This window comes from Segatella asaccharophila, assembly GCF_054687055.1.
This window is the reverse complement of sequence record NZ_BAACAN010000037.1, coordinates 1-14097: the sequence shown is the minus strand read 5'-3', so window position 1 is coordinate 14097 and position 14097 is coordinate 1. Positions and strand designations below refer to the sequence as shown.

The following is a 14097-nucleotide window of genomic DNA, read 5'->3' as shown; positions in this document are numbered from 1 at the left end:
AGTCACTTTTGCTTGATATGTATCATGGCATCAAAGACGAGTTCCTTCAGAGTTATCTGGATGAATTCTGCTGGAAGTTCAACCGAAGATCATTTGGTGACAGACTTTTTGACAGGCTAGTTGTTGCGGCTGTGTCCTATAGACCAATCTATGATTGAAGAAAATCACCCAATTGAGGATAATCATATAAAATAATGATATGCGCACATTAGACGAACAAATATCCTTATTAGAAGAGTTACTGAGTATCGCACGGCAACGCAAGGAAGCTGGTGAAACCGAATGGCTTGAGTTTAAGACAAACATCAGTGAATCACATAGTAGCATTACATACGAAAGAGTCGGAGAATATATATCAGGTCTTTCTAACTCAGCATGCTTGAAAGATAAGCCTTATGGTTATCTTATTCTTGGCGTGGAAGATGGAACTTGGAACCTAAAAGGAACAAACCTGCGAATGCCCGAGCAAAAGATAAATAATCAGGATTATGAGTTATGGCTTCGCAAAAACCTTAACCCAAAGGTTACATTTGATATAGAAGAATTCGACTATAAGGATAATCATATAGTGATGTTTATTATTCCTGCGGCTGTGGGTGAACCTACAAACTTCAAGAATGAGGCTTATGTACGTATCGGCAGCAATCTAACAAAACTTAAAGATTTTCCGGAATATCTTCGACGCATCTATTCATCGCAAGTGGATTGGAGTGCACAAATCATAGAGAATGCAAGCATTAGTGATCTAGATACAGAAGCCATTGCAAAAGCTCGCAAGTTCTATGCTAGTAAACATGAACATTTGCGTGAAGAGATTCAAAGTTGGGATGATATAACGTTCTTAAACAAAGCAAGAATCACGATAAAAGGGCAAATAACTAATACGGCAATTTTACTTCTTGGAAAGCCTGAAAGTGAATATCTCATTTCACCGGCTGTGGCACGGATAAGGTGGATATTAAAAGATGTAGCAGGTGTTGATCGTGATTTTCAAATAGAAACTTGCCCATTTGTAATAGCAGTAGATAAAATTTTTGGAAAGATACGTAATCTGAAATACAGATACATTAATCCTGAGTTACTATCGTTGACGCCAGAAGAACTAGATACTTATGACCCTTTCATCATAAGAGAAGCACTGAACAATGCTATAGCCCATCAAGACTATTCTTGCCATGGTATGATAAACGTGATAGAAACAGAGGATAGATTACTTTTTACAAATCTTGGAAGCTTCATTCCTGAATCCATCAAGAATGTACTCACTGCAGATGCACCAGAAGAAAGATATCGAAACAAATTCCTTGTGGATGCTATGGTAGAGCTGTACATGGTAGATACTATAGGTAGTGGAATCAAAAGAATGTTTAATTTGCAAAGACAACGACTGTTTCCTATGCCGGATTATGATTTGTCGGACAACAAGGTAAAGGTAACTATCGTTGGTCGTGTATTGAATAATGACTATGCAATGCTATTGTCAAAAGATCGCACGCTCAGTCTTACAGACATTGAGATGCTAAACAGAATACAGTTGCAACGTTCATTGACAAACGAAGAGATAGCCTATCTGAGAAAGCACAAACTTGTGGAAGGCAAGAAAAATGCTCTCTACATTGCAAAGGCTATTGCAGGAAAAACTGGGAAGAAGGCTGAATATACCCGTAATAAAGGTTTAGATGAAAAATTCTACATGGATATGATAATCAAACTTATCGACCAGCATAAACAAGTAAGCCGTAAGGATATAGAAGATTTACTCTTGGCAAAGTTACCTGAAGTTCTCAATGAAACTCAGAGACATACCAAGATTGGGCACATGATAGCTAAATTGAAAAAACAAGGAGAAATAGAACTAGTTGAAAAGAAGCAATGGGTTAGATGCAAGAAGACTTTACGCAAATAGCAAAAAGTGCGTGAACTTTGCGCGAACTTTGCGCGAACTATTCACACAACTCGTTGATATTCAGAAGGAAAAACTTCTCTCAACTAAAAAAGAAAGATAAAGATGCCAAGCAGACTAATAGATAAGATAACCAAGATGGTGACTGTAGATTACTGCCGCCTTACGTTTGTGGAGAATCCAAATGGATTTCTCCTTGATGACGATGTGTGCAATCTGCTTCTCCAAAAGAATATCGAAGTGATAAAGGAGAGTCAACTAGATCTTCGTATTCAATTGTGAACTGCATTATAAGCAAAATCAAAGCTATAGATATGTTTACTCAAGTTTCTGAAGTAAGAATTATCAACAATCTACTAGACTGCGATTTTTTCATAGAAGTTTACAAACCGGTTCATTTTGTCAGCCCTATAGATGATTTTGTACATGATCCCGTCGTCGAAACCAAACTCTTCGTCAGCAGTCTCAACGATACTCAAGATCAGTCCCCATGTTTTCTCCGTAACGTAGAGTTCGCGGACATCATCGACAGTTCCCCTGAACAATCCTCCGATTGTTTCATAGTCAGAGAACCTTCTGGCAAGCGAGAGGAAATCGTATTGTAGTGGAGTGATCGTAACATGGGCTATCTGTGCCGCAAAATATCAGGACTGGCATTATCCATATAGAGCAGGGATTTCTCCTCCTTATTGACGACCTCTATACCCCATCTCATAGAGTAGATTTTAAAGGCATCTTCAAAGGATAATTTCAGATTGGTAGTCAGATATCCTCTCCATTCGGAACGCTTGCTTTTCCTTGTCAGGAAGAGGCGGACCCTCTGGTCATCCATCATCACGTTCGCATAGATAAAGGAATAGCCGTACTTCCTGTGATGGCTGTGCCTGTTCTTCTTCCACAGCATCTCTGCCAGAGTCTTCGCCGTATACAGTTTTCCACGACAGGCGTAATGGCGTTTTGACATCTTGATCATTCCAAGGTATTCACAACCATTATGTATCCTACGGACATATCTTACAAGGTCAGTGCAGGTAAACCAACTGTCATTCAGTACGTAGTCAAAGTGAATCCCGGCTTTGACAACACGCCCCGTCATGTCTTTCATCAGGTCTATCTTGGATTCGCAGCTCTCTTCCCTGCGTCCGGCAGCCTGTGTTTTCTCCTTGTCTGAAGAATGGTGCTGCCGGGCAGCCACGCTTTTTGTCAGGCCAAAGTCACTGCCCTTACTTTCTCGGGTAAGTGAAAGATCAAGCAGCAGCTGGCTGATACCATCTGACATACAAGCAAACAGGGCCTTATAACCGGGATGATAATTGTGGTCTACATAGGAATAGATCTTGCTGACCAGTTCCGTCTGCCAGCTTCTCTTGATAATATCCGTGTCGTCAAAGATCAGGACTGTCGGCAGCTTTTGGTTTTTATGGTCTGAACGGACCGTGATGAGATTCCATATCTGAGTGCTGAGCTTCGCCATGATCCTCCGCCAGTCAATGGTTCCATCCTTCATAAACTCATAGAAAATATCGCGATGGCCGCCAAACAGGCCCGCCAGGGAAGTTCCTGTATACTGTGACGGATTCCTGATACCAAAGAACGGGAACAGCAGCAGGCACTGGAGAACAGCCATGGGAGTGAACCGGCAATTCGGCCTGATAATACGGTCCTTGAAAAGGACGCGTTCATTAAACTTTACAATGCATCATCTGGAGGATGACTGACATCGGGCCTTTTTTACCATCTTTTGAGAAATATTTGCCGATTTCTGAAAGTATTTTCGTATCTTTGTTCATGAGTTTGAGCGTTTTGTCTGTTTATTTTATCAATACAAATATACAAAATTTCCCTGTAATAAGGGCACTCAAACTCACTTTTATTTGTTAAATAAATCAATTCTTTTTACTTCCGAAACTTGAGTAAAGAATATAAAGTATTTGAAATGTTCCGTAAGGACTGGGCTGTGGTAACGGCTGGTACTCCCGACAAGTTCAACTCGTGCGTTGTTGCTTGGGGGAGCCTTGGTACAATATGGACGGTGCCTGGTAAGAAGACCGGCTCAACGGTGACCGTCTATATTTACCCGACACGTTACACTAATGAAGTCTTGCAGCATAGTGAAAAATTTACGGTAAGCTTCTTCCCTAAGACGCTCCGTAAGCAAGTTTTTGTTTTGGGCAGCCAATCAGGTCGTGATACCGACAAGGTGAACGAGTCCGGGTTAACTCCAAAAGTGATTGATGGTGCAGTTACATACGAGGAGGCCACCTTCACTTTCGTTTGCCGCAAGATTTGTCAGCTGCCAATAAAGAAAGAAGACATAGCCCAGGATATACGGGATTATTATGCTGCAAATCCACAAGGCTATCCGGTAGATGAGAATGGCGATTATCATCCTCACTGGATATTCATGGGCGAAATTATTGCCACAGACGGCGAGCTTTGATAAAGTTTGGACCAATTCTACTGAAGATTCCTCAAAACCTCAGCGGTCTTGTTTTTTTGCCTACAGGCCGGGAGTGTATTGCTGTCGCCACTTGAAGTTGTACTCGACTTCCTTAAACGGCATCATTTACAGGCCTATGGAGTCAATAGTAATGTAGTACAATTTTCAGCTTCAACAACACCATGAGCACTCAAATTAGGATTATTCTACGGATAAAATGAAAATAATCCGTAGAATATTTCTCGATTTAAAGGTAATTGCCTATCTTTGCAAAAAAAATACGATATGTATAAGGCTTCGAATCAAGCAGGTCAGCAACATGGCTACATAAGAACTTCGGAACTATCAGATAGGAAGAAATACCGTCGCGTTCTGAAAGCAGTTAGTGCCGGCGAGCTGGTTAAAGTGCGACATGGTGTCTATGCTCCACCAGAGGAACTACTCAGCAATATGGTAGATGTCGAGAGCATTGTCCCCGGAGGTGTAGTGTGCCTTTACAACGCATGGGCTTATTATGGCCTGACTACAGTCAGTCCACCGGAATTCTGCATTGCCATCTCCGCAAAGCGCAAGGTGTCGCTTCAGACGCCGTTCCCCATCAAACTTTTCTATTGGAAGGATGACAACCTGAAGTTTGGCATTATTGAGGTCAAAGTAAGCAACTACAAAGTCCATATGACCGACCTTGAGCGAAGTGTGTGTGATGCTGTCAAGTACAGGAATAAGATAGGCCACGCCCTGTGTTCGGAGATTATCCGAAACTATACGAAACGCACGGACCATAACCTAAGCCGCCTGTCAGAATATGCCAAGATATTGCGAGTTGAAAAGACAATGAAAGAATACATAACAATTACATTGGGAGAATGATTAAGCATAAGAACTACGGGAAGTCAGTAAGGACAAGGCTTCTAACGCTCATGAATAAGACGGGAAAAATACATAAAGCTTTTTGACGCGAAATTTCAACGAGCGAATGTTGTATAAGTTATCTGTTCATCAATGCATCAAGAATTCAACAAGAAGGAAGAAAAAACCTTTTAAATCAACTTAAAGTATATTATAAAGCGTTATTTTCAACTATAATCTTGCAAGATAAGGAAGGAATGATTATCTTTGCAGTTGAAAATATAGAAAGGAAATATACTATGAGTGTATCTGCCGGAACAAAAATAAACCAGTTGCTTGCCAATACATCTCCATCCGGACTTATGTTCTCAGAATGGATGAAACGAAAAGGCTATTCGTCGCAACTGCAAAAACGATACCGGGACACAGGGTGGCTGACAACCTTGTGTAAGGGTGTCATGTTCAGAAGTGGCACCCGTCTCAACGCTTTCGATGCGCTTGCCTCCTATAATCTCCAGATGGGAAGACAATTGAGGATAGGAGCCGTCTCAGCCTTGGAATATTCCGGCTTTAACCATTATGTTCCCATGGGCAAGCCTTTGCTGATGGTGGCTTTGCCTGCGGGAGAGAAGATGCCCATGTGGATGAAAAGCGATGTGTATGACATGACTTTCCGGACTTTTTCTTCAACGGCTATTGCAGAGGTGGAAGTAACCAGGCATGATACCAAGAACGGAACGCTGTATGTGTCCTCTCCGGAACTGGCATTTCTTGAATGCCTTGCGCTGGCACCGAAGCAGTATTCATACATGGATCTCTACTATATCATGGAGCAGCTGACGACATTGCGGTCTGAGGTTGTACAGAGGCTGCTGGAGAATACATCCAATCATAGGGTGAAGCGAATGTTCCTCTATATGGCAGAAAAGGCCGGTCATTACTGGTTCGAGGAATTAGATACAAGCAAGATAGACATGGGTACCGGAAAGCTGCAACTGGTAAAAGACGGTATCCTCAACAAGAAATACTCAATAACAGTTCCAAAAGAATTAAACGATTATGAGGGATAAATACAGGAAGCAGGTCGAGCTGTTGATACGTATCATGCCATCCGTGTTTAAGATAAAAGAATTCGCCGTACATGGAGGCACGGCGATCAACTTGTTTCACAAGGATCTGCCAAGGTACTCTGTGGATATTGACATCACCTACATCCCGATACAAGACAGGGAAACAAGTCTGAGAACAATAAATGCGAGACTGCTGGATATCAAGGCAGATTTGGAAAGAACCATCCCTGGCATCAAAGTCATCCCTAAACCCAATGTTTGGAAACTGATGTGCAGCCTTGGCGAGGCTACTGTGAAGATAGAGGTCAATGGCACGAAGAGGGGCATTATCGGTGATACTGTCGTTATGCCTCTTTGTGAAAGGGCAAGAAAAGAGTTCAATATGGGTTGCAAGGCCCGTACAGTCTCTTTCAGCCAGCTCTATGGCGGTAAGATAACGGCAGCACTTAGTCGTCAACATCCGCGTGATCTGTTTGACTGCCATCACATGGACTTATCCTCGTTTGATGAGGTTAAGGATGGCTTCATGCTCTGTCTGTTGGGAAGTGACAAGCCCATAATCGAATCTTTGCAGCCACATGAGATTGACCAGTCAGAAGCTTTGGAAAAGCAGTTCGAAGGAATGTCAGCTCTCAAGTTTGACTATGCAGACTATGAGCAAGCAAGGAAAGACTTGATTCGAATGATTCATGACGGCTTGAACGAAGAGGACAAATCATTCTTGCTCTCCTTTGAGCGTGGCGAACCAGACTGGACTCTTTGTTCAGCAGGTAATCTGTCTGCATATCCCTCGGTGCAATGGAAATTAATCAATATACTCAAACTAAAAGAAACCAACATAAAGAAGTTTGAACAGGGTATCAAGAAACTTGAGGACTACCTTACATGTAAATGACAGTGCGAATTTCGGACTTGTCATCTGAATACGGAATACATGTCCGCAGTTGGCTAACACGATAGTGCGGTGTGCAAGGTCTCATATATATATTCGACCTCGCACACCGCACTATCGTGTAGCCAAAAAGTTTTTTAAAAGATTGTAGCCCAAATATTTGGTAGATAGTTCATTTTTTGCTAACTTTGAACCCGAGAATTTGATAATTCATCTCATGACTGGTACATGGTCTCTGTGTGGTCATAATGTCTCCCTTAGGGGTTCACGAAAGGGTCAAAAAATGGCTACACATACGGTACACGGCTTTTGAGTGATTAGACAACTACTTATTATAAAGGAATTTAGCGGATGAGGTTGCGGAGCCTCTCTCTCCGCTGAAAAATTTTAACATTTATTGCTAAAAGTTCAAGAAATTAGCTAAGTGCCGTAATTCCAACGAGTTACGGATCATTTTATAAAGTTGGGTTTTTAACCATCTTATTATGTTTCAGGAATAAAGTTGCTTGACTCTAAAGAGATAGAACTTCAAGTCATTGACTCCTCTAAATTCAGTTCTGAAGGTTTTCAGTTTACAATTGAAAGATTCTGCACTTGCATTAGTTCGCTTGTCATTGAAGAAGTTGAGAATACGCTCATAATGCTGCATGAAGGTTTTGATGACGGTGTCAAACTGAGGGTAATGCCATATTTCCACACGGTTGAACCACAGGGCGAGTTTAGGCCTGGCCACGTTCTTGTCATTATACGTGGAGTAAATGTATCCCAGTTGCAATGCGAGGTAATAGAACTCCTTTATGTCGGGCAGCTGCTCAAACAGCACCTCAGCCCTGGCCTTCTGTGAGTCTGTCCATTTATCGGGCTTCCTGACGAGAAGATAACGGCATCGTACGAGCAGCTGTTTCATGGTATCTCCATTCCTGAGTATCTGTGTTTTAAACTCAATGCCTTTTTCCTTGCAGAGATCCCTCATCCTGTTTTCCTCGCTCATTGCCTGCCATCTGTACTGGATGCGAAGTTCCTGCAGTGCGTCGTACATAAGTTTCTGAACATGGAAACGGTCTATAACCTACTCGGCGTTCGGGAAGCACTTCGAGACGATATTATACATGGAATTGGACATGTCCATGGTGACGGATTCCACCTCATGACGGGCCCTGACCGGAAGCCGTTGAAGTTTCTGTATGACATAATCGGCCTTCACTCCTTTGACCATAGCTACGAGTGTTCCTTTCCGGCCGTGTCCTGCCTTGTTCGTGACAATAGTGTACAGCTCTCCATTACTCAGTGATGTCTCGTCTATGGACAGATGCCTGCCAACATTGTCACGGTATAAAGTGAAATCTTCCGCATGAGGCTTCTGCAGCCATGAATGGAAATCACTCAGATGATTCTTATAATAATCGTTCAGCGTTTCCGGCTTGAGATGACTGAAATCTGCCACGCTCCTGATACTTACGGCATGATTATCAAGGTAATTCTTTTAAAAAAGAACCGAACTCAGCGGTGATTCGTGTGCCCCGGGCTACCATATCCCAGTTCCGGCTATAGGACTTACCGGTCTCTTTGTCTTTCCACCGACGGCGGGTTACACGCAGGTAGACGGTCCTGTCCCTGGCTGGAAAGTCCGTTATGACTATTGGCTTGTGGAAACCTTTGGATACCAGTGGAAGATCCTTTAATTCCTCCGGAATGATCTCTTTCTCTATAAGGCCTATCAGATAATAGGAGCCCATGTTGGATGCCTCTGTTATTTCAAAGTAATCCAGGATGCCTGCTGGCAGGAACAAAGCCAGTACATCTTTATAATCTAAGGGGTGTACTTTTTTCATAGGGACAAAGATAATGATTTTTTCTTATTTCGTTAAAAACCCAACTATATTATTTGAGCCTTTTAGGATCATTTTATAAAGTTGGGTTTTTAACAATCTTATTATGTTTCAGGAATAAATTTCTACTAAACTTAACCCAAGGGAATGTTGCAAGACATAATGGAATGGGTGTCGAATCAAACGCATATTTTTTCCTAGAATATCCAGAATATTGGACGTGCGCTTTTCGCAGGCTTCCTTCATCATATAGAACGCAAAATCTTCAAAGATTCTGAAATCAAAAGTTTGATTTGCTGTCGCAAGTGTTGTTTTTACAATAGGCTCTCGTCCTAATCCCAGATGATATAGTTTGCCTTGATAAACTTCTATAGCTGCTATCAGATCACGTAGACCTTCACGATTATTGAGTTGGCCGAACATCATTGCAAGCAATTGATTCCAAAATGTGAAGTGCTTTACATACCGGTTACCATCTACTTATCTACCAGCCTTCTGAACTTGTCATTGTTCAAGAATTCTACTAATTGAGTAAAAACGTATTGTTCTCGATTCATTTGCGGTCAAATTATTCGACCACAAAATCACAAATTCAGATCGTCGCGCGCTCGTTTCTATTACTAAAAGGCTATATTTTAATTATTTCAAAGGACGATTAGTCCACTTTAATGGGACAGTATGACATTATTTCTCTACTTTTTCAAGTTCGTTCTTATCATTAAATTCCCATTTTTCCCAACCATTATTAACCATATCTTGTTCTGATTTAATATTGAAAACAGAGTCTTTAGCACCTCCATTATATTCTAACACTTTCCTATAAAATGCTCCTTTACCATTATCATTTAAGACCAAGAAAGAAAAATAAATAGGTTTTGATTTGATTTTGATTACTTTATTAAATGCATTCTCAAATTTACCAGGTTGATTAGGTTTTCCTGATTTTGTTGATTTGCCTAATAGCCTTTTCCATGTTCTATCATTTGCACTTTCAAGGATATGGCACCAAGCTCCTCTATTATTTTCTCTTAGTAGTTTTTCAATGTCCTTATCAAGATTCTCCTGTTTCGGACTGTTAGCTTTGAATTCAATATTGATTTTAGGTTTACCTCCTTCATACAAAGTCATATCTGTTTGGGCTGATCGTTTTCCTTGTCCCTTATTATTAGAATCTGATCCTCCTTTGTTTTTAGAAAAACTATATTCATTTTCTGTTGGAGTTTCAATGCTAAAAGAATAATCTTAATGATTATCCTCAATTGGGTGATTAATAATTTTGAGTATTCCCCGATATTCATTACCTTTGCATCAATTATCAAAACCTCGTCAAAATGAAACTGATAGAATTTTCAAAGCGCTTCCCCGATGAAGCTTCTTGCGAAGAGTATCTCAAGAATCATCGGGAAAAAGTTGGTGTTGTCTGTAAGCGCTGCGGTGGTCATCAACAAATCTGGGATAAGTATAATAAATGTTGGATTTGCAAGAAGTGCGGTCACAAGACGACGTTAACGGCTGATACCGTAATGCATAACAGCAAATTACCATTAATGTATTGGTTTACAGCCATACACCTGCTGACATCCACACGGAAAACGTTCTCGGCCCTTGAAATGCAGCGCCAGCTGGGTCATAAGCGTTATCAGCCAATTTGGGAGATGATGCATAAACTACGGTCGGTAATGGGACAGCGCGATACCACATATCAACTGTCCGAGAGTCTTGAGCTTGACTAAGCCTTCTTTTCCACGGAAAATTCAGACGAGGCAAAGAAACAGGAAAAGCGGAAGGCAGGTGCAGGAAGTCAGCGCAAGTCAAAAGTTCTGGTAATGATAGAAAGCAAAGCAGTTCCTGAGAATAAACAGAAGAAAGGAAAGAAAGATCGCAAGTCAGGTCATATAAAAATGAAGGTTGTTCCAGATGTGAAAGCTTCTACTGTTACCAAAGTCTCAAAGGTCGCAGTTGCAGCGGATTCCAGAATAATCACGGATGATTCCAAGTCTCATACGAAACTCAAAGGTTGTTTTAAAGAGGTATATCCCATAAAGGCCCTTCCTGAGCAGGCATTGAAAATACTGCCATGGGTTCACACTGCCATATCGAATGCAAAGTCACTTTTGCTTGATATGTATCATGGCATCAAAGACGAGTTCCTTCAGAGTTATCTGGATGAATTCTGCTGGAAGTTCAACCGAAGATCATTTGGTGACAGACTTTTTGACAGGCTAGTTGTTGCGGCTGTGTCCTATAGACCGGCGTTTCAGCACAGAACCTATGATTGAAGAAAATCACTCAGTTGAGGATAATCATAAAAATTAATTTAAATGAAACTACATTCAATTATCACATGGAGAAAATTCATGCATTATCCAAGTTATGACTTGGTGTATGAGTGGGAGGACATTTTCGCCCAGGAAATGCAATTGCCTTTCCATTATGAATGGGAAAAGGGAAATAATAGATATGTGAGGAGAATACCCATCCTATCCCGTTTCGGCTTGCCGTGGTCCTGGGCTTTTATGTTTGAGATGGTCCCGACCTTGCATTTTCGTAGATATAACACTTCCCGCATCATTCCGTGCCTTATCGATTTCTTCCTGTCCGATGAAGAGTTAGGCTTGTTTCAGCGAGCATATAGAAGGAATCCATTGGTGTTGATTTCCAGTAGGGAAGTGTATGAACATTTGAAGGACAGGCACTTAAAATTAAATATTGCCCATTTCCCGTTGTCCATTTCCGACCGTTATGTTTTGGATGAGTCAGTTCTGAAAGGGAAGAAATATGATTTGGTGTTGATGGGCAGGCAGAATCCTGTCCTGATGGAATATTTAAAGAAATACGTGGAAACGCACCCTGATTTATATTATGTGTACAGGATTCATAAAAACAACCAATTTCTCTATTTCACCTCAAGGGGGGAATCACTTGGAGACGTCAACACCCGTTTCCAGTATATCGACCTGATGAGGAAAAGTAGAATAGGTCTTTACGCCACGCCTGGTATTGATGCTGAAGAAGAAGGTCGGGTTTCTAACGGATACCATCAGGTAACACCCCGTTTCCTGGAATATATTGCCTGTGGGTGTCAAGTCCTGGCCCGATACAAGAAAAATGCGGATACAGATTATTTCCAGTTAGATAAAATCTGCAAGAGCTTGGATAGTTATGAAGAGTTTGAATCAGCTATGAATGCGGTTAGGAATACACAAGTGGATTTGGAACAATATCGTTCCTATCTTTCTAAACATCGTACTTCAGTCCGCGTAAGACTATTGAAAGATTTGATAAGTAAAATTTGATATGGAAAAGATAGCAATTATCGGTGCCGGCGTCTCCGGATTGACCTGTGCTCGCTTGCTTTCGGGCAAATACAAGGTTAAGGTTTTCGAGAAGGATTCCCGACCGGGAGGACTGATCAAATGTGAACGTGTTAACGGTTCACTGTATCACCTTTGTGGCGGTCATGTGTTCAATTCTAAGAGGCAGGATGTTCTGAAATGGTTCTGGAGTCTGTTCGATCGAGACCGTGAGTTTCTCAAGGCAAACCGTAATTCCGTGGTGTTTATGCAAGACGGCAACATCGTAGAATATCCCGTTGAAAACCATGCCTATCAGTTCAAGGAGGACATGCTCCAGTCCTTCATCAAGGACCTGGTACAGATGGCCCGTCAGGGAGAAGTGTATCCCTCCAACTTCGAGGAATTCCTGAAAACGAGATTTGGGGAGACTTTATATAAAGCTTATTTTCAGCCTTACAACGAAAAAATCTGGGACTGTGACCTCAAGCAGATTCCTTTGTCATGGCTTGAAGGCAAGTTGCCGATGCCAACTTTAGAAGAGATCATCTATAACAATATCAAGAAGGTGGAAGAAAAATCCTTTGTTCACAGTTCCTTCTGGTATGAGAAATCGGGCGGTTCGCAACTTATTGCCAACCGTTTGGCAGAAGGTCTGGATATTACTTATGGGGCTGAAGTTAGGAATATCACCCACATGGGCAAAGGATGGACCGTAGAGGGAACAAGGTTTGACAAAGTGATCTTTTGCGGAAACCTCAAGGCACTTCCTCAAATACTGGAAGGAGTAGAAGTGGGCAATGCGGCGGATTTCATCAGTGGTCTGGCCTACCACGGAACGACAACCTGTTTTTGTGAGATCGACCGGAATCCGTACAGTTGGTGCTATCTTCCGAGCAGGGAATACAAGTCGCATCGGATTATCTGTACCGGCAACTTCTCACCAGACAACAATGCACCGGGAGTCAGTACAGGCACCATTGAGTTCACGGACCAAATCTCCGAGGATGAAATCAGACAGAACCTGGCTCGGATACCCTTGCAACCCAAGTATATCACCTCCCATTTCAATAAGTTTACCTATCCCATTCAGGATTCAGAGACACGTGCCAATATCCGCCATCTGAAAGAGCAACTGGAACCTTACGGCCTTTATCTCACCGGCCGTTTTGCCGACTGGGAATACTATAATATGGATGCAGCTATGGGAGTAGCCATGGACCTATGTAAGAATATATTTTCATAATCCCTTGAGCCCTGCCCGGTGGCGGTCAGCCAGCCATTAAATCAGATCAAAAAATACGGCGTTTCAGCGTCAGGTTTGATAACGGGACTTTTTTAAAAACTATGATAGACGAAATTTTATAGACAGCCTTATAGAGAATCATGAAGGCTCGATGTGGTTCATAGAAGAGTTTGGGAAACTGTTCGGAGTTGAATGCCATCTCACCGTTAGTTTACATCAAGGATCTTCTGGTGAAGTTTGCAGACGAGAATATCTCAAATCAAACACTTTTGCCCTGTTATTACGCAAAAGTTTGTTAATAACAAAGATTTAACATTTATGAGTAAAGTCTGGGGATGTCCATAAACAGGACGCTTCCTGGTAGCTCATGGAATAATGGACGTTTACAAGTTGTAGGAAGGTAAATTGGGATAAACTGGTAGGGTGTACTAATAAACTAAGAAAATTAATATGATTATCCTCAATTGGGTGATTAATAATTTTGAGTATTCCCCGATATTCATTATCTTTACATCAATTATCAAAATCTCGTCAAAATGAAACTGATAGAATTTTCAAAGCGCTTCCCCGATGAA

Annotated in this window: 12 protein-coding genes and 3 pseudogenes; 9 read left to right on the top strand and 6 right to left on the bottom strand. The window is 41.5% G+C overall.

The genetic code is table 11. The features are described from left to right. Both ACYRYG_RS12845 and ACYRYG_RS12840 read left to right on the top strand, forming a co-directional pair. A pseudogene (locus tag ACYRYG_RS12845) lies at positions 1–158 on the top strand (IS1595-like element ISPbu1 family transposase); the annotation flags it as partial. Positions 159–199: 41 nt separating this feature from the next. Further along, positions 200–1906: an RNA-binding domain-containing protein gene (locus tag ACYRYG_RS12840; RefSeq protein ID WP_460198419.1), complete on the top strand. Its 1707-nt coding sequence runs from the start codon at positions 200–202 to the stop codon at positions 1904–1906. Between the two features lie 353 nt (positions 1907–2259). Here ACYRYG_RS12840 and ACYRYG_RS12835 read toward each other — a convergent pair whose 3' ends face one another. Both ACYRYG_RS12835 and ACYRYG_RS12830 read right to left on the bottom strand, forming a co-directional pair. After that, positions 2260–2448, bottom strand: a complete 189-nt coding sequence (locus ACYRYG_RS12835; RefSeq protein ID WP_460198417.1) for a hypothetical protein — start codon at positions 2446–2448, stop codon at positions 2260–2262. An 80-nt stretch (positions 2449–2528) separates the two neighbouring features. Next, entirely contained in the window at positions 2529–3599 is a 1071-nt protein-coding gene (locus ACYRYG_RS12830) for an IS4 family transposase (protein WP_460198420.1), read from the bottom strand. 213 nt (positions 3600–3812) lie between these two features. Between ACYRYG_RS12830 and ACYRYG_RS12825 the strand changes: the two genes are divergently transcribed. From ACYRYG_RS12825 to ACYRYG_RS12810, 4 genes are all read left to right on the top strand, one after another. Next, positions 3813–4343 carry a flavin reductase gene (locus ACYRYG_RS12825; protein ID WP_298673923.1) on the top strand — a complete coding sequence of 177 codons (531 nt, stop codon included), beginning with the start codon at positions 3813–3815 and terminating at the stop codon, positions 4341–4343. 285 nt (positions 4344–4628) lie between these two features. Beyond that, positions 4629–5213, top strand: a complete 585-nt coding sequence (locus ACYRYG_RS12820) for a type IV toxin-antitoxin system AbiEi family antitoxin domain-containing protein (RefSeq protein WP_298673921.1) — start codon at positions 4629–4631, stop codon at positions 5211–5213. A 278-nt stretch (positions 5214–5491) separates the two neighbouring features. Next, complete coding sequence (locus ACYRYG_RS12815; RefSeq protein ID WP_298673918.1) at positions 5492–6262, top strand: type IV toxin-antitoxin system AbiEi family antitoxin; 771 nt, start codon at positions 5492–5494, stop codon at positions 6260–6262. After that, a complete protein-coding gene (locus tag ACYRYG_RS12810; RefSeq protein ID WP_298673916.1) occupies positions 6252–7157 on the top strand; it encodes a nucleotidyl transferase AbiEii/AbiGii toxin family protein in 906 nt (301 codons plus the stop codon). The genes ACYRYG_RS12815 and ACYRYG_RS12810 overlap by 11 nt, the downstream gene beginning before the upstream one ends. A 487-nt stretch (positions 7158–7644) precedes the next feature. On the opposite strand, the pseudogene ACYRYG_RS12805 reads toward ACYRYG_RS12810, so the two are convergent. From ACYRYG_RS12805 to ACYRYG_RS12790, 4 genes and pseudogenes are all read right to left on the bottom strand, one after another. Continuing rightward, positions 7645–8598: pseudogene (locus tag ACYRYG_RS12805) on the bottom strand (ISAon1 family transposase). Between the two features lie 25 nt (positions 8599–8623). Then, positions 8624–8986 (bottom strand): ISAon1 family transposase N-terminal region protein, encoded by a 363-nt coding sequence (locus ACYRYG_RS12800; RefSeq protein WP_293421957.1) that lies wholly within the window; start codon positions 8984–8986, stop codon positions 8624–8626. Between the two features lie 108 nt (positions 8987–9094). Then, the gene (locus ACYRYG_RS12795; protein WP_460198416.1) at positions 9095–9409 is read right to left on the bottom strand and encodes a DUF4372 domain-containing protein; all 315 of its coding nucleotides are present in this window, start codon (positions 9407–9409) and stop codon (positions 9095–9097) included. 258 nt (positions 9410–9667) lie between these two features. Beyond that, on the bottom strand, positions 9668–10111 hold the full coding sequence (locus ACYRYG_RS12790; protein WP_460198415.1) for a hypothetical protein: 444 nt from the start codon (positions 10109–10111) through the stop codon (positions 9668–9670). A gap of 203 nt (positions 10112–10314) precedes the next feature. Between ACYRYG_RS12790 and ACYRYG_RS12785 the strand changes: the two are divergent. From ACYRYG_RS12785 to ACYRYG_RS12775, 3 genes and pseudogenes are all read left to right on the top strand, one after another. Continuing rightward, a pseudogene (locus ACYRYG_RS12785) lies at positions 10315–11262 on the top strand (IS1595 family transposase). A 42-nt stretch (positions 11263–11304) separates the two neighbouring features. Further along, a complete protein-coding gene (locus tag ACYRYG_RS12780) occupies positions 11305–12279 on the top strand; it encodes a glycosyltransferase family protein (protein ID WP_460198413.1) in 975 nt (324 codons plus the stop codon). A 1-nt stretch (position 12280) separates the two neighbouring features. After that, on the top strand, positions 12281–13522 hold the full coding sequence (locus tag ACYRYG_RS12775) for a protoporphyrinogen/coproporphyrinogen oxidase (protein ID WP_460198412.1): 1242 nt from the start codon (positions 12281–12283) through the stop codon (positions 13520–13522). The last annotated feature ends 575 nt before the right edge of the window (positions 13523–14097 follow it).